This window comes from Thalassospira lohafexi (assembly GCF_002844275.1).
Taxonomy (GTDB): domain Bacteria; phylum Pseudomonadota; class Alphaproteobacteria; order Rhodospirillales; family Thalassospiraceae; genus Thalassospira; species Thalassospira lohafexi.
The window spans coordinates 174483-193610 of sequence record NZ_NXGX01000008.1 but is presented as its reverse complement, the minus strand read 5'-3'; the positions used below and the strand labels follow the sequence as shown (position 1 = coordinate 193610).

General features: G+C 51.7%; 18 protein-coding genes. 5 read left to right on the top strand and 13 right to left on the bottom strand.

Annotated elements, in window-relative coordinates:
- Positions 1–24 precede the first annotated feature (24 nt).
- Positions 25–600, top strand: a complete 576-nt coding sequence (locus COO92_RS18740) for a hypothetical protein (protein ID WP_101304504.1) — start codon at positions 25–27, stop codon at positions 598–600.
- Positions 601–941: 341 nt separating this feature from the next.
- Here the strand turns inward: COO92_RS18740 and COO92_RS18735 are convergent, their stop codons facing one another.
- The 6 genes from COO92_RS18735 to COO92_RS22135 form a co-directional block, all read right to left on the bottom strand.
- Positions 942–2624 (bottom strand): methyl-accepting chemotaxis protein, encoded by a 1683-nt coding sequence (locus COO92_RS18735; protein ID WP_101304503.1) that lies wholly within the window; start codon positions 2622–2624, stop codon positions 942–944.
- An 11-nt stretch (positions 2625–2635) separates the two neighbouring features.
- Complete coding sequence (locus COO92_RS18730) at positions 2636–3253, bottom strand: hypothetical protein (protein ID WP_101304502.1); 618 nt, start codon at positions 3251–3253, stop codon at positions 2636–2638.
- Between the two features lie 530 nt (positions 3254–3783).
- Entirely contained in the window at positions 3784–4323 is a 540-nt protein-coding gene (locus tag COO92_RS18725; RefSeq protein WP_101304501.1) for a hypothetical protein, read from the bottom strand.
- Positions 4324–4426: 103 nt separating this feature from the next.
- Positions 4427–6745 (bottom strand): ATP-dependent Clp protease ATP-binding subunit ClpA, encoded by a 2319-nt coding sequence (clpA, locus tag COO92_RS18720; RefSeq protein ID WP_101304500.1) that lies wholly within the window; start codon positions 6743–6745, stop codon positions 4427–4429.
- A 3-nt stretch (positions 6746–6748) separates the two neighbouring features.
- Complete coding sequence (gene clpS / locus COO92_RS18715) at positions 6749–7075, bottom strand: ATP-dependent Clp protease adapter ClpS (protein ID WP_022730317.1); 327 nt, start codon at positions 7073–7075, stop codon at positions 6749–6751.
- Positions 7076–7355: 280 nt separating this feature from the next.
- Complete coding sequence (locus tag COO92_RS22135) at positions 7356–8180, bottom strand: phasin family protein (protein WP_165792401.1); 825 nt, start codon at positions 8178–8180, stop codon at positions 7356–7358.
- Between COO92_RS22135 and COO92_RS22130 the strand changes: the two genes are divergently transcribed.
- The gene (locus COO92_RS22130) at positions 8167–8475 is read left to right on the top strand and encodes a hypothetical protein (protein ID WP_165792400.1); all 309 of its coding nucleotides are present in this window, start codon (positions 8167–8169) and stop codon (positions 8473–8475) included. The genes COO92_RS22135 and COO92_RS22130 overlap by 14 nt on opposite strands.
- Positions 8476–8478: 3 nt before the next feature.
- Positions 8479–8811: a hypothetical protein gene (locus tag COO92_RS22125; protein ID WP_165792399.1), complete on the top strand. Its 333-nt coding sequence runs from the start codon at positions 8479–8481 to the stop codon at positions 8809–8811.
- A 225-nt stretch (positions 8812–9036) separates the two neighbouring features.
- Here COO92_RS22125 and COO92_RS18705 read toward each other — a convergent pair whose 3' ends face one another.
- The gene (locus tag COO92_RS18705; RefSeq protein WP_101304498.1) at positions 9037–9693 is read right to left on the bottom strand and encodes a hypothetical protein; all 657 of its coding nucleotides are present in this window, start codon (positions 9691–9693) and stop codon (positions 9037–9039) included.
- 307 nt (positions 9694–10000) lie between these two features.
- Here COO92_RS18705 and COO92_RS18700 point away from each other — a divergent pair, with 307 nt between their 5' ends.
- The gene (locus tag COO92_RS18700; protein WP_101304531.1) at positions 10001–11272 is read left to right on the top strand and encodes a D-alanyl-D-alanine carboxypeptidase family protein; all 1272 of its coding nucleotides are present in this window, start codon (positions 10001–10003) and stop codon (positions 11270–11272) included.
- 98 nt (positions 11273–11370) lie between these two features.
- Here COO92_RS18700 and pgmG read toward each other — a convergent pair whose 3' ends face one another.
- The 6 genes from pgmG to COO92_RS18670 form a co-directional block, all read right to left on the bottom strand.
- Positions 11371–12786: a phosphoglucomutase/phosphomannomutase PgmG gene (gene pgmG, locus COO92_RS18695; protein WP_101304497.1), complete on the bottom strand. Its 1416-nt coding sequence runs from the start codon at positions 12784–12786 to the stop codon at positions 11371–11373.
- Positions 12787–12793: 7 nt separating this feature from the next.
- Positions 12794–14110, bottom strand: coding sequence for a UDP-glucose dehydrogenase family protein (locus tag COO92_RS18690; RefSeq protein ID WP_101304496.1), 1317 nt, complete (start codon positions 14108–14110; stop codon positions 12794–12796).
- Between the two features lie 82 nt (positions 14111–14192).
- A complete protein-coding gene (galU, locus tag COO92_RS18685; protein WP_022730311.1) occupies positions 14193–15080 on the bottom strand; it encodes a UTP--glucose-1-phosphate uridylyltransferase GalU in 888 nt (295 codons plus the stop codon).
- 113 nt (positions 15081–15193) lie between these two features.
- Positions 15194–16021 (bottom strand): DnaJ domain-containing protein, encoded by an 828-nt coding sequence (locus COO92_RS18680; RefSeq protein ID WP_101304495.1) that lies wholly within the window; start codon positions 16019–16021, stop codon positions 15194–15196.
- Positions 16021–16743 carry a hypothetical protein gene (locus COO92_RS18675; RefSeq protein WP_101304494.1) on the bottom strand — a complete coding sequence of 241 codons (723 nt, stop codon included), beginning with the start codon at positions 16741–16743 and terminating at the stop codon, positions 16021–16023. The genes COO92_RS18680 and COO92_RS18675 overlap by 1 nt, the downstream gene beginning before the upstream one ends.
- Positions 16744–16813: 70 nt before the next feature.
- The gene (locus COO92_RS18670) at positions 16814–17713 is read right to left on the bottom strand and encodes a division plane positioning ATPase MipZ (RefSeq protein ID WP_022730308.1); all 900 of its coding nucleotides are present in this window, start codon (positions 17711–17713) and stop codon (positions 16814–16816) included.
- Between the two features lie 358 nt (positions 17714–18071).
- Between COO92_RS18670 and COO92_RS18665 the strand changes: the two genes are divergently transcribed.
- On the top strand, positions 18072–19100 hold the full coding sequence (locus COO92_RS18665; protein ID WP_240626517.1) for a hypothetical protein: 1029 nt from the start codon (positions 18072–18074) through the stop codon (positions 19098–19100).
- Positions 19101–19128 lie beyond the last annotated feature (28 nt).

The following is a 19128-nucleotide window of genomic DNA, read 5'->3' as shown; positions in this document are numbered from 1 at the left end:
CCTTTCAGAATAAAGGAGGCCACGATGACCATTCTCAATCCCCGTCGGGAAACCGTTGGTGTTTTTCACGATCTCTCTGCTCTGCAACATGCAACAGAAGACCTTGGTTCTGCGGGCTTCGCGCAAACAGACCTCAGCCTGCTGACAACCGAACACACCATCGAAGACAAGCTCGGCCACATTTACCGTAAGGCCGAAGACATCGACAACGACCCGAACATGCCGCCGCTGGCCTATACGACACCGACCCCGATCGGCAATGCCGAAGGTGCCCTTGTTGGCGCTCCAATGTATGCCGCAGCATTTGGCGCCGCGGGGGCTGTGATTGCGGCAGGTGGACCGATTGCCCTGACCATTTCAGCCATCATCGGTGCCAGTGGTGTTGGTGCCGCCGCAGGCGGTGTCATTGCCGCAATTATCGGAAAACGATATTCCACTGAATTGCAAGATGCCCTTGATCAGGGCGGGTTGTTGCTTTGGGCCAAAACACCTGATGAACCAACGGAAAATCGGGCCAAGGATATCCTTACCCGGCATCAGGCCGAACTGGTCGGCACCCACGAAGTGGCAAATTCACACACCAAACGCGACATGCTTTAACGGGCCCTTCGTCAGCACCGTTCACTGTTGCTTTGACCGTGGCAGCGTATCGACCAAATGAATGATCAGAAAAACAGTTCTCGTTTCCGGGGACTGTTTTTTTGTTCTCGAAGAGACTCGTATTATGGATTGGGCGACCACACGGCCATAAGTCGTGGTTCTGGATAGAGGCAAGATTAAAGGTAGAATGTGTGCGAAAACCTTCCACTCCAACCGTACTTAACACCTAGTAAAAGGGAAAAACAACCCCCGCCAAAATATGACGGGGGTTGTAAGGAGCCTTGACCAGCAGTCTGTTCGTCAAGCTTTTCTGGCCGTCATTGCATTAAACAGATGAATCGTTAAACGGTTCGAACGTCGTCGAGGAAACCGGTTACATGGCTTCGCAACTCGTCGTTGGCAGCTGCCAATCGACCGACACTGTCAAGCTGACCGTTGGATAGATCCCCGCTTTCCGTTGTGGCATCTGCAACGTTTTTAACGGCATCAGTAATTGCGTTATTCCCATTGGCTGCTCCCTCGACACTGCGTGAGATTTCCTCGGTTGCAGCCCCTTGTTCTTCGACGGCGCTGGCAACCACCGACATCAGTTCATCGATTTTGTGAATGGTATCAGCAAATCCACGCACGGCTTCGGACGCGGCACCGGTTTCACTTTGCATTTCAGAAATTTTTGCCGTGATTTGCTCTGTGGCCTTAACGGTTTGTGATGCGAGGTTTTTCACCTCACCGGCAACAACAGCAAATCCTTTGCCGGCTTCACCGGCACGGGCAGATTCAATGGTTGCATTCAGTGCCAGCAGGTTGGTTTGGTCCGCAATATCGCTAATCAGGTTAACCACCTCACCCACACTTTGCGCGGCATCGTTGAGCTTCGCGACGCGTTCGTTGGTGCGTTCGGTTTCATCAACGGCCATCTGCGTGATTTCAGTAACCCGGGAGATTTGCGCCGAAATCTCGGAGATCGATGCCGATAGCTGTGCCGTCGCCGACGCAACTGTTTCTAGATTGGTTGAGGATTCCTCTGCCTGTTCCGAGACATTCTGCGCATCATGATTAGCCCGCACAGCATGGGACGACAAGGTTTCGGACGCAGAGCGTACTTCATCCAGTGCTTTATTCACGGACGTCAGGACGTCTTGGATTTTCTCGTCAAAGCCAGCTGCCAGAACGCCCATACGCTTGCTGCGTTCAATTTGACGTTCGGCTTCGACTTTTTCCTGCTCGGCCATACGCGCCCGTTCGCGGGCATTTTCACGGAAGACTTCGAGAGACTTGGCCATCGCGCCAACTTCGTCGGCCCGTTTCATATCAAGGATTTCGATATCAAGATTACCGGACGCCAAGCTGCCCATAGCGTCTGTCATTTTGCGGATTGGCGTTGCAATCATGCGTGACAATGTCCCGCCGAACAAACCGGCCATCGCGATCAACAAAATCACCCCGACGCCCAATGTGATCTGGAAAATATTCATCGCCTGTGCGACCTGTGCTTCAACATCGAGGACGAGTTGATCAATGTTTTTTGCCAACTCATCAGCAAGCATGCTGACCTCGTCTGCCAAAGCACGGGGCTCACCGGATGCCTCAATCGCGCGCGCATGGTTGACGGTTAAATAATGACGCATCAGCTTGGCCTGCTCGGCGGCGATTTCTTCCCACCGATCAATTGCCCTGTCCATCTGTTCTATCAAGTTGGCGACTTCAGGGTTTATGGCTCCATAGCCTTTGAGAACATCTGTTCGGATATCGATTTCCTGAAGCGATTCCTCGTACCCTTTCAAGCCTTCACGGTCACCAGTGGTCAGAAAGTAAATAAGTTCCTGACGCGCTTGAAGGTATGAGCGGTCAAGGCCGCGGTAATCGCGCTCGAACTCAGACAAGTAATCACGCTGTTCGTTTGCGCCCTGGACCTTCATGGTCGCAAATATGCCCGCAGCAGCAACCATTAGAATAACTGCAATCATCACGGCAAAACAGGTTGTCAGTTTTGCTGGAATGGAAAGGTTCTTGAAAAAATTCATCACACTTCTCCCTACTGGCCACTGCGACGCGCAAGTTCGTTCAGATTGACTTCGATGGTCACAGCCCCGATTGGTTGACGCTCTTCGTTGCTCATGGTCATGCTGAGCTGCGAGCGCCAAGTGTCAGAGTCTTCATTATATTCCGCCTCATCAATAAAGACGGCGTCAGGTCCATTCGGGAATGTGTTCTGGAACTTCGCTTCGTCACCCTGCCAGAAATCTGAGGTGATGGAGCTCTGCCCCACATTCAGACCGACAGCGTCCATGACAAAAATTTCAGCAAGCAAGCCGCCCGACCTTGCCTGGACCTGTGTCAGATAGCCAGAGAGCGGATTGGTAACGATTGCTGCTACGAGAGGCTGATCTTCGGCTTCACGCTCTTCACGCCATTGCTTGTCGGCAGCATCGATCTTTTCCTGCGTCAAATCTTTTCGTAGGCGGTTCTGAGAGTTGATCGATAAAGAGACAACCGGGTTGGCAAGCCATTCACGCGCGTCCTGAATAAACTTGTCCGTAATAAGTTCCGATGGATCGCCGGGGAGTTCCGATTTGGCAAAGGAAACTTGCGGTAGACACAGGAACCCTGCGGCAATAATTCCCGAACAAAACACATTTTTTAGAGACTGCATCGCCCCACTCCTAAACCAAAATCGCCAGCGCATGAAAGATACTAACTCAAAGTATAGGTATTTATACTAAAGAAATTATTTACATACAACCTTTTTGCGAAAAGGTAGGACAGAGAAATCGTAAAAGACAGCATTACACATTTCTTGGTTGTTGTTTGGACTGTCACAAACAACAAAAAATTAGTGTTTATTAAGATTAAACAAGAAAAAAGCGGCGGATTAAACCGCCGCTGAGTTTGGTTGGGACACGAGCAAACTGCAGAAGATTACGTTGTTCCAGGCGCGAAACGCGCCCCTGCAAAGAACAACTGTCCGACACAACCTAAGCATGACGCGTGCCAACTTTTACCCAACACAGAAAATCGCCTATTTAAGCGTTTTAGAGACACCTCTTCGCCCCACATCATGCAGATCAGACGGCCATCTTCCCATTTTGCAACCCAGATATTCGCAAAATGCGAATTTCATCATTTGCATTTTGCGAACATCATACCTGCAAAAGTTGATATCGCCAGAGGACAACCTTCCCGTTACTTCTTCCGTTTTTTCTTTCTATCGCCGAAATTGAGCAAAGCTGGCGCGTGCTCAATAATTTCTTCGAGGATTTCCTTGGCCGTATCGAGATCATCACGCGCAGAATCATCAAGCTGACTGATATAACGCGGATCAGAAATCATGCGCTCTGCCTCATAAAGCGTTCGAAGTTCGCTTTGAAACATTTCGCGCGCCCCAAGAGGCAGCACAGTCTTTGCACTCATAACAAAGAAGAATTTCAGACTGGTTTTAATCACAATGCGCAGCATCACGACTTGAAGCTTATGAAACTGCTCTTCTAACTCTTCTTTTTTGGGATGCTTTTCAAGCTTGGCAAAACGCTCCGAGATCACCAGTGACAGCGCCTTGAAGTTATCAACCTCTTCGCGAAACGGGCGATACCCCGTAACATCAGATTTACTAGCTTGACGCTCGAGCTCTTCGGCCAACGCAACCAGTATGCGTGCACGATGCTCAAGCCGAGACAGGAACTCTTCGACCTGATCGCGATATTTTCTTTGGGTAGATTGGTTCATTTTATTTTGGCGTCTTTATAAATTGGTACCCGGGCTCGTATCCCGGGCACCAACGTAACCTGCCATTCATTAACAACAAGCACAAAAAGACTTATTCAGCTTATCAATCAGCTAACTCAGGATCTTTTTCCTGAAGCTTACCGCCCGACGCACCATCCGGATACTTAAAGACAACAGCGTCATCTTCTATATCGACCAGCACAGCACCACCTTTTGAAAGCTTGCCAAACAGAAGCTCCTCAGCCAGCGGTTTCTTGACGTGCTCCTGAATGACCCGGCCAAGAGGACGCGCACCAAAGGCAATGTCATAGCCGCGTTCTGCCAGCCATGTTCGGGCTGCTTCGGTAAGCTCAATGGAAACATTCCGGTCTTCAAGCTGGACTTCAAGCTGCAGAATGAACTTATCGACCACCATTTTGACGACATCGGCTTTCAGATTGGCGAATGGAATGACCGCATCAAGACGGTTGCGGAATTCCGGGCTGAAGGTGCGCTTGATTGCCTCTTCATCCTCACCAATACGCATTTCACGCTTAAACCCGATTGGCGGCTTGGCCATATCGGACGCGCCAGCATTGGTTGTCATGACCAACACGACATTTCGGAAATCAACGGTTTTGCCGTTATTATCGGTTAGCTTCCCGTGGTCCATGACCTGCAACAGGATGTTGAACAAATCAGGATGGGCTTTTTCAATTTCATCAAGAAGCACAACGGCATGCGGATGTTGATCAACAGAATCGGTCAACAAACCACCCTGATCAAAGCCAACATAGCCCGGAGGCGCACCGATCAAACGTGAAACGCTGTGGCGCTCCATATATTCTGACATGTCAAAGCGAATGAACTCAATCCCCATGACATTGGCAAGTTGCTTGGTGACCTCGGTCTTACCAACACCGGTTGGACCAGAGAACAGGTAACTGCCAATCGGCTTTTCAGGCTCACGCAGACCGGCACGGGCCAACTTGATCGCACTGGCAACCGATTCAATTGCACCGTCCTGACCGAACACCACGGTTTTCAGGTCACGTTCAAGATTGGCAAGCGCCTTGCGATCATCGGTCGAAACCGATTTTGGCGGGATGCGGGCGATCTTGGCGACGATTTCTTCAACGTCACGTTTGCTGACGGTTTTTTTGCGCTTGCTCGGCGCCACCAGCATCCGCGACGCACCAACCTCGTCAATCACATCAATCGCACTGTCGGGACGCTTACGGTCATTGATATAGCGCGACGCCAGCTCCACCGCAGAGCGAATGGCTTCGTTGGTGTATTTGACCTTGTGATGCTCCTCGTAATAGGGCTTGAGGCCCTTGAGGATTTTGATTGTGTCTTCCGGGGATGGTTCTTCGACATCAATTTTCTGGAACCGGCGCACAAGCGCCCGGTCCTTTTCAAAATGACCCCGGAATTCCTTATAGGTCGTTGACCCGATGCAGCGCAGAGTCCCACTTGCCAATGCAGGCTTAAGCAGGTTGGACGCATCCATTGCCCCGCCCGACGTTGCACCGGCACCGATGACAGTGTGAATTTCATCAATAAACAGCACGGCACCATCGTAATCTTCGAGCTCTTTGACAACGGCCTTAAGGCGCTCTTCAAAGTCACCGCGATAACGCGTTCCGGCAAGAAGCGCGCCCATATCAAGCGAGAAAATCGTCGCATCGGCCAGAACTTCGGGCACGTCACCATCATTGATCCGGCGCGCCAATCCCTCTGCGATGGCGGTTTTGCCAACGCCGGGATCCCCGACATAAAGCGGATTGTTTTTCGTCCGACGGCACAGCACCTGAATGGTACGCTCGATCTCGCTTTGGCGACCGATCAGCGGATCAATTTTCCCGTTTTGCGCTTTGACATTCAAGTTCACGCAATAGGCCTTAAGCGCTTCGCCCTCGGCTGGTCCGGTTTCATCGCCTTCTGGCGACAGGCCGGATACGGCTTCTTCGTCAGCACCACGCGGGATGCGACGCTCATTGAGCTCAGACGCCTTGGCGATGCCGTGAGAAATATAATTGACCGCATCAAGCCGAGTCATATCCTGAAGCTGCAGGTAGTAAACAGCATGCGATTCACGTTCGGAAAACAGCGCGACAAGTACATTTGCACCGGTTACTTCCTCGCGCCCAGAAGACTGAACATGTATGGCTGCACGCTGAATAACACGCTGGAACCCAGCAGTAGGTTTCGGATCGACAAGGCGCGCACTGATCAGACCGGAAAGTTCACTGTCGGCGAACTCCAGAAGGTCGGCGCGCAGGCGATCAACATCAACCCGGCAGGCTTTTAAAACGGCAAGTGCATCCTGATCCTCGGTCAAGGACAGAAGAAGATGTTCGAGCGTTGCATACTCGTGCCGACGCTCAGACGCATAGGCGAGCGCACGATGCAGGCTTTCCTCAAGATTGCGCGATAGCATACGTCACTCCTTCTCTAAGGTGCACTGCAATGGATGCTGGTTCTGACGCGCCAGATCCATGACCTGATTGACCTTGGTTTCCGCAATTTCGTAGGTGAAAACACCACAGACCCCGACACCCTTTTGGTGGACCTGAAGCATGATTGCGGTAGCTTCTTCCCGACCCTTCTCGAAAAACCGTTCCAGCACGTGAACAACAAACTCCATCGGAGTATAATCGTCGTTTAACAACAGTACCTTGTACAACGACGGCTTTTTCGTTTTAGGCCGCGTTTTGGTAACGATCCCTGTATTCGGCAGATCAGTGCCGTCATTATCCTGTTCAGTCATCGTCTAATTACCGGAACCCTTATTTCCTGCATGAACTCCATGATAGGTCATTGCCTGTCTCTTTCAAAGGCCGCAGCACATTTTGTGGCGACTAATTTATTGTCTATCCAGAATTCATGTAAGCCGTGAATGTTCCGCTGCAAGATCAAGGAACAAACTTCCTTATTTTATATTGGATAATACGGCGCAAAACGGCCAAAAGATCTTATTCTTGGCAAATAAAAAGGCGGGCACAGCCAACTGCCATGCCCGCCTTTTCCGGCGAATAGAAAGATCTAGATTATTTCATGCCAGCATTTGCAGCCTTGTTCATTGCCGAAAAACTATCCGAAAGTGCTGAAAACATCATTTCCTGAACTTTCTCACCCTCGGCCAAACCACTTTCAACGCAACGGTTGAGAATACGCGAATTGACCTCTTGAATATCTGACAGACTTTCAGCTTTTGAAAGTGCCTCAATATCAGCCTGCGATGCATCCATCTCGCGCTGAGCCCAGGAAACCAGCTCAGTCCCAACACCACCACTTTTTTCCATCAGTGCGGCTGATGCGTGCCATATTTCTTCAAGTTTCTTCTGCTGCGTTTCCACCAGCTCTTCGTACTGGGCAACAACCCGTGACCCGGCACCGGAAAAAACATCAGACTGACCGGTCATTGTTTCAAACATTCTTGAAAAGGCCTCATTTGCCGCCGAAATACTGTCTTCAAAGGCGTCATTGCTGGCCGTGAAAATCGCATCGACTTCGGGGGTTTTCCACATATCGAAAAACTTTTCCATCGCATTGGTATCCATAAACATCGCACCCATGCCAAAAACATCGCTTGGTGCACCTTCGGGGGCCTCTTTTGCCGCGGGCTTTGGCGAGGATGCCGTTGTAGGTGCCTGCGATTCTTTTTGGGGCACTAACTTTGGTGGTGAGCTTGGTGCTACCGTTTTCTGTGTCGTTGACGATTTAGATGCGGTGGCTTGGGCCTTCGCGGGCGCAGCCGTTTTCTTGGGCGCGGTTACCTTGGCATCGGCCGGCTTGGCCGCCGCCGCAGATTTGGTTGTCTGAGTCACGGTACTGACCTTTTCTGCTTTGGGGGACGGTTTGGATGCAGCCATTTTTTTTGACACCGGCTTTTTAGTCGCAGCACTTCGTGCCGCACCAGACTTCGCGGCCGGTTTTGGCGCAGATTTAACTGGCTTGCTCTGCTTTGAAGCGGGAGATGATGTTGCAGGTGCCTTGGCTCGGGTAGCGGTCGTCGACACCTCAGCGGGGCTGGCTTTAACCTCAGCACCGGTGTCTGCATCTACCTTTACCACCGACGCAGAGTCAGGCGTATTCGCAACCGGCATTTGGTCTGCTTTCTCAGAAGATGGCGCAGAACTAATCGGCTTCACATCCTCCGCAGAGTGAGCCTTGTCCTTTGGCGGCGAAGCAGCGGGTTTTGTAGAATTTTTCTCCACCGACGAGATGTCATCGGGTTTCTTTGCAGCCGCTTCGATCTCGGACGAGGTCATGACCACACGTTTGGTCACAACATCGTCCTTATTCCCGGACGTCTGCGTACTTGGCGTCGACGCATTTTTTTTCGCGGCGACAGATGTTTTCTGTGGTTTTCCAGAAGCCTTCGGTTTGGAAACAGCCATTGCACCAACCTCCTGCTTATTGGGCTTTACTGCCCAATGTTATGCTGCATTGCAACATAACCCTAGATGGAACAACCCTCCAACGTCAAGAACAGTTTGGTGACAGTTGCACGAAAGGTCTTTGTGAAAACGGCCCTAACCAAGTCACCTTGAAACGCCAAGTACCGCGAAGTTTTGTAAAACATTTCTGTTTGCAAACCCTTAGCGCCCTACCCCGAGCCTGATGCAACAACAAAAGGCGCGCCAAAACATGACGCGCCTTTAAAAATATTGTGTCCCGACATCAGGACTTGGTCAAAATCTGCGGAATTTTGACGTCAAACTTTGTTCATCGCAACGTGTTGCCTCGCACAGTGCGATAAAAATTCCGGGAGTCGGCATCTCGGTCATTCTTGCTGTAAAACGGGTCAGGCAATTTGGGTGCGTCCGCCGCCGGTGGCTGTGGCAACGCGCGCTCAATACCTGAAAGGTTGGCGAGGACCGTGGGGAACCGCAGCGCATTCAGATTATCTTTTGCCGATGTCCAAGCCGCCAATGTGATCTGCTTGGACGAACACCCGATTGCAACCCAATAGTAATCACCGGAATGAAGGCGCAACCCATCGCGCTCCTGATAGCCAAAACCATCTGACTGAAGCGCATCGGTCAGCCGCACATACGACTCCCGATCCAGTCTGTCTGTCGCTTCATCGCCGCCAAACGCACCAAGCGGAGCATTCACATCCACGTTGATCTGACTAACTTCTGCCGGACCAAACACGCGCGTCACCATGTTAAACTGATCAAAACCAGCTTGCGGCTGGATTTCAAAGCTGCGGACTTCTTTATAATAGTCGGCATTGTAAACAAGCCTGATGCGGCCCTCTGCATCACCGGCAGAACATGCAACGCGCAAATCATCGGCATTAAGGTATGAGAACCAGGATGCCTTGCGAGTCAGAGGGTTTGAGATATCGCTCCCTTGTGTAAAAGCACAGCCAGCCATTAAGGATGTGGCCAAGGTCACACTGGCGATACGGCTGAAAACTGCGGGGCTAAAAGCTATCTTACTGACAAATGGGAGAATTATTTTACGCATTCGATCCTCGATTTTTTCCCGTTCTGCGGATATAACTTGAGACTGATGTGAAAATAAGGCCAATGCAAGGCCACATATGGAATGTCACGCAATCCTGACTCGTTAAACGTTTGTTTAAGCCTCCGGTGCGAGACTGTTCGTATTTAGATCTTGGGGATTACCGAAAGCCGAGCCCGATACAATGCGTTTTATGACCCTGTCAGGGCCAACAGCAATGGCCAAATCAACTCCGTCGCGCAGCAGTGACCACATGCGTAGCTTTGCCGTCGCACTTATGTGCCTGACGGTGCTTTTGTGTGCGACTGTTCTTGCGCCGGCAAGTGCCGTTGCCCGAACGTATACGGCAATGGTCATTGATGGTGACACTGGCGAAGTTCTTCATGAATACCGCGCCGATCACAAAGTGTATCCCGCGTCGCTGACCAAGATCATGACGCTTTATATGCTGTTTGATGCACTTGATCACGGCAAAGTATCGCTTTCGACACCGATGAAAGTGTCCAAGCGTGCATGGGGACAGGCGCCGTCCAAACTTGGCCTTAAGCCGGGTGAAAGCATTTCGGTCAAAGACGCGATTCTGGCCCTTGTAACCAAATCGGCAAATGACATTGCCGTGGTTGTCGCAGAACACCTTGGTGGTACGGAGATCAAATTTGCGCAGATGATGACGTCGGAAGCGCGTCGCATTGGCATGACGCGTACGACGTTTCGCAATGCGTCCGGCCTCCCCAACCGCGGCCAGATGACCACAGCACGCGATATGATCAAGATGGCCGTCGCCCTTCGCAAAAATTACGGTGATTACTATCACTATTTCTCGACCCAGAAATTCCGCTTTGGCAATCGCACTTATGGGAACCACAACAATCTTCTGGCGTCATATTACGGCACCGACGGGATCAAGACCGGCTATATCAATGCATCGGGCTTTAATCTGGTGGCCTCGGTCAACCGCAACGGAAAACGCCTGATCGCTGCTGTCTTTGGCGGGCGTACTGCACGTACCCGTGATGATCAGATGAAAAAGCTTCTGGATCGGGCGTACCTGAAATTGAAAGAAGACGGCGAAATCATGCCGCCGCGCCCACGTTTTAGCCCGGATGAGAAAATCCTGCCTGCGGATGCGCAACTTCTGATCGCCAAACTTGAATCGCAACGTGAAGCAGAACAGCCGGGCCGTGTTGACACCCAAACCGTTGTCAGCCGTATTAAGCCCGAAACAGCCACAGATGGCTGGGCCATTCAAGTTGGCGCCTTTAGCGACCAGCGGCGTGCACAGGAAGCAGTGCTTGCAGCGGCACGCACAGCACCGGATGTTCTTCGCCTGACCCGTGCAGCCGTTGAACAACAAGCCAGTGGAACTGGCGTAGTCTATCGTGCCCGTCTGCTTGGCTTTGAAGGTGAAACAGCGGCGCGTGCCGCCTGTGCCGCACTTCGCCGTGAAAAGGTTGCATGTATCCCGGTAAATGCCGGTGGTGCGGGATAAGTTAGATCAGCTCGCGCGATCAAATACGAAAAGGCCGTCAGAAAATTCTGACGGCCTTTTTAAATGGCTTATTTTAGCGCGTATCCGAGACGATCAGATTAGTGCCCGCCGCCAAGTGCAAAGAAATCGTCTGAGGACAATCCGCTTTTCACCAGTTGATCGGTGACTTGTGTCTTCAAATGCAGAAGTCCTGCATCATCGGCGGCTTCGCAGCGTGCGACAATGGCGGGCTGCGTGTTGGATGCACGCAGCAACCACCAACCATCATCGGTACTGACACGCACACCATCAATGCCACTAACTTCGGCACCCGCCTCGTCCAGACGTCCACGAACTTCTTCGATCAGGTCAAACTTGCGATCATCCGGGCAATCAATCCGGGTTTCCGGTGTATTGACAGCAACAGGCATCGCAGCCCGCCATACGGCAAGGCTTTTGCCACTTTGCACCAGAATGCGGTACAGGCGTACAGCCGCGTATGTCGCATCGTCATAACCGTAATACCGTTCGGCAAAGAAGATATGGCCACTCATTTCACCGGCAATCGGTGCTTTTTCCTCGATCATTTTGGTTTTGATCAGGGAATGACCGGTTTTCCACATGATTGCCTTGCCACCTAGTCGGCTGACCTCATCGAACAGGGTCTGGCTGGCTTTAACGTCGGCGATGATCGCGGCACCGGGCTGGCGTGCTAAGACGTCGGCTGCATAGATCTGCAACAGCTGATCGCCCCAAAGCACATTGCCCTTGCCATCAATCACGCCAATACGGTCACCATCGCCATCAAATGCAACACCCCAGTCGGCATTGTGTTTGGCAACGGCGGCCTTAAGGTCCACCAGATTGGCCTCAACCGTCGGATCCGGATGATGGTTGGGGAACGTGCCGTCAACTTCATCAAATAGAAGATGATGCGTGCCGGGCAATTGGGCGGTTAACTTACGAACAACGTCGCCAGACGCACCATTCCCGCAATCCCAGACAATGGTCATTGGCTTTGCGACGTCGCAATCAAGCTCGGCAACAAGACGTGTTACATACCGGTCTTCGATATCAATGTCAGTAACCGACCCGGCCCCGACTTCAAAATCACCGTTTTCGGCAATCTGTCCAAGTTCCTGAATGGCTTCGCCAAACACCGATTTGCCGGCATTGAGCATTTTGAACCCGTTGTAGTTTGACGGATTGTGCGATCCGGTCACCATGATGCCAGCATCGGTTTTTTGGTCATATACAGTAAAGTACAGCATTGGCGTTGGCCCACGGGCGATCCGTACAACGTCACACCCGGTCGAAAGGATCCCTTCGATCAGGGCTGCTGCCATTTCGGGCGAACTGATCCGTCCGTCGCGTCCGACAGCAACTTTCTTGCCACCTGACCGACGTACTTTTGTCCCAAAGGCCTTGCCAAGCGCGTTAGCGTCCGCCGCATGCAGGGTTTCCCCGACAATGCCGCGCACGTCATATTCGCGGAGTACCGAACTGTCAAACGTGTATCCAGCAGATAAAGTCATATTGGTATTAGCCTCCAATTGATGCGCGCCCGACACAGGAATAGCTAAAGCCGTTTTCGGCCATTTCGGCCGGATCATAAACGTTTCGCAAATCCACAACGGTCGGATGTTTCAGCGCGTCTTTGACACGGTCAAGGTCCATGCCACGGAACTCGTTCCATTCGGTCAGAACAACCATCGCATCAGCGCCATCGATGGTTTCATAAGCATTCTCGCAATAGCTCACGCCTTCCAGAAGCTTTTTGGCTTCTTCCATGGCCTCTGGATCATAGGCTCTGACCGTCGCCCCGGCCGCAATGAGGGCCGGTACAATATCAAGGCTGGGCGCGTCACGCATGTCATCGGTGTTTGGTTTAAATGCCAGCCCCAGAATGCCGATGGTTTTGCCTGCCACCGAACCACCGCATGCAGAAACGATGCGATTGGCCATCGCCTTTTTACGTGCCGTATTCACATTGACCACCGTTTCGATGATCCGAAGCGGGCTATCATATTCCTGAGCGGTCCGCACAAGGGCCAGCGTATCCTTGGGGAAACAGGACCCACCATAGCCCGGCCCAGGATGCAGGAATTTTTTACCAATCCGGCCATCAAGACCAATACCGCGCGCAACGTCATGGACGTCCGCACCAACCTTTTCACAAAGATCGGCAATTTCGTTGATGAACGTGATCTTTGCGGCCAAAAACGTATTGGCGGCATATTTGATCATTTCCGAGGTTTCGCGTGACGTAAACACAATCGGTGTTTCGATCAGATACAGCGGACGATACAAGTCCGACATGACTTCGCGGGCCCGTTCATCACTGGTACCGATCACGACACGATCCGGGCGCATAAAATCACCAATCGCCGAACCTTCACGCAGGAATTCGGGGTTTGACACCACCGCAAATTCCGCATCCGGGCGTTTTTCACGGATAATGCGTTCTACTTCGCGGCCCGTGCCAACCGGTACGGTTGATTTGGTCACAATCACCGTAAAGTCATCCATCGCCTCGGCGATTTCTTCGGCTGCGGCATAGACATAGCTGAGATCAGCATGGCCATCACCACGACGGGTCGGCGTGCCAACAGCAATAAACACTGCATCGGCATCTTTTACGCCAACCTTAAGGTCCGTGGTAAATGTCAGACGCCCTGCTTTGACGTTGTTTTCAACCAGAACATCCAGACCCGGTTCGTAGATCGGCATGATGCCATCTTCAAGACGGGCGATTTTTTCCACATCTTTGTCGACACAGATGACGTCAGTACCGAATTCGGAGAAACAGGCACCGGACACAAGTCCAACATATCCGGTCCCGATCATTGCTACGCGCATGGATGTTTTACCCTAGTAAAGTTATTGCCGGCCGGAACAATTCAACAGACGATCCCGGCCGGTTATAATTGAAATGAAATGATTATTCGGCTGCTTCGCCTGAAGCAAAATCATGAATAAGCTGACGAACGTCATCGCGCATGTCTTCACGCGCCAAGGCAAATGACATGGTGGCCTTCAGGAAGCCAATCTTGTTCCCGCAATCAAAGCGCTGACCTTCGAAGCGATATCCATAAAAAGGTACTTTTCCAATCATTGCCGCCAATGCGTCGGTAAGCTGGATTTCATTACCAGCCCCGCGCGGAATGTTTTCAAGGACTTCGAAAATACCCGGATCAAGGATGTAACGACCAATTGCCGATAGTGTTGACGGGGCTTCTTCGGGCTTTGGTTTTTCAACCATGCCACATGCACTGACCAGACGGCCATTCGTACCTTCGACTTCCAACACACCATACCGCGCGGTTTCTTCGCGCGGCACATCCATGACGGCAACCATATTGCCGCCCGTGCGGCCATAACTTTCGACCATTTGCTTCATGCACGGCGTTTTCGACTGGATAAGGTCATCTGCCAACAGAACAACAAATGGCTCATCACCCACCAACGATTTTGCACACAATACAGCGTGCCCAAGGCCCAAAGGATTGCCCTGACGGGTATAGGTGACGCGACCATTATCCGGGATCATCTCAAGTGCCTTGGCCAGCGCGTCTTCTTTCCCGCGCTCTTTGAGGATGGCTTCAAGTTCGGCAGACCGGTCAAAGTGATCTTCGATCGCACTTTTGCCACGGCCTGTCACAAAGATGAATTCTTCGATACCCGCTGCGATTGCCTCTTCGACGGCGTATTGAATCAGCGGCTTGTCAACGACTGGCAACATTTCTTTGGGCATTGCCTTGGTTGCAGGCAAAAATCGGGTGCCCATACCTGCGACCGGGAAAACAGCCTTTTTGATTCGTTTCGACATTCAAAAATTTCCTTTTTCAACCGCTGCAGGCCAGCCCTATCAAGAACTGTCTGCATGTATGCTTTTGCCACGATTCCAGAACGGGGATCAAGCAAGCGTAAGCATAATTGACGCTAATCTTTACATAGCCGTAACAAAAGGCTTCGTGCCGCATTGAGCTGCGATGCCAGATAATCTGACCCACCATGATCGGGATGGACCGTCTTGATCTGTTTTTTATAAGCCCGATTGATCTCCTCGCGGGTTGCGTCTTTGGCAACATCAAGGATTTTACAGGCCTCATCAGCAGTCATATCACTGGTACTAAAACGCCTGTTGTCATATTGGCCACTCTCGTTTTCGTTGTGGCCGCTTCCCCCAGTATATGTGCCATTGTTACCATTGTCTGTTTTGGACCAACCTTGCCATCCCGAGCAATCGGGACGACGTTCAAAATAGGCTTCCAAAACAGCTTGGCTTTGATCAGTTGCACCGCAACATTGAACATAAAGCAACCGCAGGTCGTCAAGCTCCAAGCTGTCAAGATCTGCTCCGGCATAGGTCCCGTTATGCACGGAGCCTTGCATTTGGCCGGTTTCGAGATCAAGCAGCATATAAAGATAATCCGTTCTGATTTCTGACGTTCTGCCGGCACCACGCCCCTGCTGACCAAAGCCACCAGGACGGGCAGTCCGACGCGACGACGCAAATATCTTGCGTAAAAGTGGCAATAAAAAGCCTAGTTTCATCACCCTAATCAGGAACGGAACGGCGGCGGCCAAAGCCGCAAACATCGCAGCCAGCTTGCCTGTCAGCAGCATCCAGCCTGCCAGAACCACCAGCAAAGTGATGGTCACAATCATGCCAATTTTGCGAATTTCTTTTGGTTCCGCCTCGGTCATCCAGCGAATGAAGAACCCAACACCGACAAACAGCGCAATACCAACCAACAACCATTGCATTATGGTTTTTTCCGCAATTGATTGCCTAGCAACAGCACGTCATTTGATCCGGTTTTTTCCTGATAAACTGCAAGTCCGTCTTGCCCGCCAACGGCATAACTTGCCACCGCACCAAGTAAATCACGCAGTTTTTGGACGGCACTGGCATCAAACTGCATAAAGGCCCCATCGGTAATCCGCGCAATTTCCCCAAACGCAAATTGCGCCTTACGATCAAAGCCTTCCTGAAACATGAATGCCTTTACCCCCTTAAGCGCCAGCTTACCTGCAATTGGGGCCAGATCATCGGGGTTTTCTTCGATACAGTCGCCGACATATATCAAGGCATCGATCTTCTTATTTTCGGCTTCACGTTCAACATGGGCCAATACACGCTCGATCTGGGTATGCCCGGCGCGACAGCTGACTTTGGTCATATAAGTGCCAAATGCTGCCGCGTCACGGCACCAGCTGCTTGCCTTGCATTCAGAAATTCCGCGAAAGAAAACAAGCTGGATATCAAGTGCACCAAGCCCCGATACGGCGTCAAACATTTCTGCCTGCAGCATCGTGGCACTGTCCCAGCTTGGCTGGCGACTGGCGGTTGCATCCATGGCAAAGATCAGCCGCCCCTGTGCCGGGCCGGATGCAGGCGCCCGCACAGAAAGATCACGCGCCTTACTCAGAAAGTCCGCGACGTCTTGCTTCTTGGATGTTTCCGCGACGATGTTTTTGCGTGCCAAGTAAAATCTACCAGTTCAGCTTGTCGATCAGACACCATGATGTGCCCCTAAAGATATAGGTTGCAACCGGTCAGATCGGCAACTCTTCACCATCGGACGGTTTGAACCCGATCACTTCAAGCAAGGAACGGACTTCCTGACGGGCTGCCATATGCGACATGCTCATCGGGATACCCACACCCTTTTCGCGCAGATCCAAAAGGGTCAGCCCTTTGAGGAACAATTCACGATAAATCACACGTTCGCCAAAGCCCGGTGCCGGACGGAACCTAATGCGCCCTGCGAGCTTTTCAACAATTTCCGCGATATCGCGTTTGTTGCGCGCATCAAGATGTGAAAGACGGTTGCGCATAACAATCCAGTCAATGGTCCCACCGTCAATACCAGCACGACGTTTACGGGCATCCCAGACCATTTCGGCATAGATGCTTGGCCCTTTGATATCCAATGTATCCGGATCAATCCGTGCGAGCATATCAAGGTCGATAAAACTGTCATTGATTGGTGTAATCAACGTATCGGCACAGGCATGCGCCAGACGTGACAGGTAATTGTCACTGCCCGGGCAATCCATCACGACAAAGTTGCATCCGACAACCATCTCGCCCAAGGCGCTGGTAAACCGGTCGCGCTCATCAAGTTTGGCCTCGTTGCCATCGGAAACTTCGCTGCGATAAATCGGGCGATGTTCAGGCGTGGGCAGTTTCAAACCTTTTTTGGCGTTGAACGCTGTTCGGTTCTCGATATAGCGGGTCAATGTTCCCTGACGCGCATCGATATCAAGTGATCCGACCGTAAAGCCCATTTTCATCAGGGAAACGATCAGATGCATCGCCGTTGTCGATTTGCCCGACCCCCCTTTTTCATTGCCGATAACAATTACATGGGCGCGGTTGGACTGCGGTTGTTTATCTGTCGCAGTCTGCTGGCCTGCGCTGTCCCCGCCTGCGCTGGTCTCTTGCACCGTCATGGCTGTTTGCTCCGTTATTCAGGCATCTTGATATTGTCCCCAAGTCCAGTCTTCCCAAAGAGCCACTTTGTCCCCAAAAATCAAGGATAAAAGAAACCTGTCAGCATGACATCCTTGGACTGACCGTCAGCACAAAACTCATTCACATCATCGCACGCATCGTCTGGATATCGTGAGGAAACGCTTTGCATCCCCATCTTAACCGGTGAAATACTCTGCGGTTAGTGCTTTTGCTTGTATTTCACGGTCATACCGGCTGTCGATGCAATCACAGCAATGAGTCTTGACCCTAGCCAACTTAACAACACAAAGGTAAAGATAAGGGTAGCGCAAAATATAGATGCGCCTGAAAAACATATTGAAAGGACGCAAAGTGCAGTATCGGGGGGCTTTGATTGGTGGCGTTTTGGGTAGCCTTCTGATCGCAACCATGCAATGTGCATCCGCACAGCAAGTTGGCGGTTTTGAACAGGTTCCCGAAGACCAGAGCCCGATGGAATTTGCGTCAAAAGCGGACGGCAAAAACGTCTTCCTGCGCCAGTACCGAGACAACAGCACCGTCTTCGTCGGTCGCTGGTTTGCTCCGCGCACGGCAAAAGAACTACCGCAATCGGCAAGTGACCTGTATCTGGAAACCGTCTTTACGACATCTTCTGCCGGTTTCACGTTCAGTACGGCAATGGCCCCGAACCAGCTTTTAGACATGTTTGATTCACTCAAATCCGGAAGCAAGGTTAATGGAGCCAGTTTCACGCAGGAAACCCGGATTGGTCCGATTTCGATGGTGCCGTTTGCGCGCAATCAATCACAGTGCATTTCCTTTGTTGGCCAGTGGGACCCGCAAACCCAAAGCCAGCGCGGAAGTCGTCTTCTTGGCTTTTACTGTACGCCAGTAATGCAGCAGGCTGTGACAGGCTCGGCCACCGCATCCACGCCAATAAGCATGATTGATGCTCAGGAATTCGCTGCGGGCTTTATGAACCGGTTCACAGTGCAAATCCCCGACAATGTCGCCAAGCCTGTGGCTGCGGCAACGCCCCCTGCACCGCAACCCGAAGGGTCGGTCACCACCCCGCCGGAAGATGGCATTCCAATCACCACCAATTGGCAAGGTGCACGAGGTGTTGGAACCTTGAAATTTGATCAGCCATCGGGCGAAGGTACGATGATTGTTGATGACGACCAGCGTCATTGCGAGGGCATCTGGCGCCATGAAGGCGGCGCGTATCAAACCGGCACCCTGCCATTTGGCAGCTGGTATGTTTATTGTAATGACGGCAGCTTCGCGCGCGGAAACTACACCAGCGAGGGGCCGGCATCGGTCACCGGTGACGGTCAAGACAACAATGGACAGGCGGTTTATTTCCGCCAGCAAAACCAGGGTTAAGTTAGGCTACGGTCGCCCCACCCATATC

What these genes read in the sequence shown, in the direction of transcription:
- COO92_RS18740 (WP_101304504.1), top strand. Translation starts at nt 25, where the DNA reads ATGACCATTCTCAATCCCCGTCGGGAAACCGTTGGTGTTTTTCACGAT.
- COO92_RS18735 (WP_101304503.1), bottom strand. Translation starts at nt 2,624, where the DNA reads ATGAATTTTTTCAAGAACCTTTCCATTCCAGCAAAACTGACAACCTGT.
- COO92_RS18730 (WP_101304502.1), bottom strand. Translation starts at nt 3,253, where the DNA reads ATGCAGTCTCTAAAAAATGTGTTTTGTTCGGGAATTATTGCCGCAGGG.
- COO92_RS18725 (WP_101304501.1), bottom strand. Translation starts at nt 4,323, where the DNA reads ATGAACCAATCTACCCAAAGAAAATATCGCGATCAGGTCGAAGAGTTC.
- clpA (WP_101304500.1), bottom strand. Translation starts at nt 6,745, where the DNA reads ATGCTATCGCGCAATCTTGAGGAAAGCCTGCATCGTGCGCTCGCCTAT.
- clpS (WP_022730317.1), bottom strand. Translation starts at nt 7,075, where the DNA reads ATGACTGAACAGGATAATGACGGCACTGATCTGCCGAATACAGGGATC.
- COO92_RS22135 (WP_165792401.1), bottom strand. Translation starts at nt 8,180, where the DNA reads ATGGCTGCATCCAAACCGTCCCCCAAAGCAGAAAAGGTCAGTACCGTG.
- COO92_RS18705 (WP_101304498.1), bottom strand. Translation starts at nt 9,693, where the DNA reads ATGGCTGGCTGTGCTTTTACACAAGGGAGCGATATCTCAAACCCTCTG.
- COO92_RS18700 (WP_101304531.1), top strand. Translation starts at nt 10,001, where the DNA reads ATGGCCAAATCAACTCCGTCGCGCAGCAGTGACCACATGCGTAGCTTT.
- pgmG (WP_101304497.1), bottom strand. Translation starts at nt 12,786, where the DNA reads ATGACTTTATCTGCTGGATACACGTTTGACAGTTCGGTACTCCGCGAA.
- COO92_RS18690 (WP_101304496.1), bottom strand. Translation starts at nt 14,110, where the DNA reads ATGCGCGTAGCAATGATCGGGACCGGATATGTTGGACTTGTGTCCGGT.
- galU (WP_022730311.1), bottom strand. Translation starts at nt 15,080, where the DNA reads ATGTCGAAACGAATCAAAAAGGCTGTTTTCCCGGTCGCAGGTATGGGC.
- COO92_RS18680 (WP_101304495.1), bottom strand. Translation starts at nt 16,021, where the DNA reads ATGCAATGGTTGTTGGTTGGTATTGCGCTGTTTGTCGGTGTTGGGTTC.
- COO92_RS18670 (WP_022730308.1), bottom strand. Translation starts at nt 17,713, where the DNA reads ATGACGGTGCAAGAGACCAGCGCAGGCGGGGACAGCGCAGGCCAGCAG.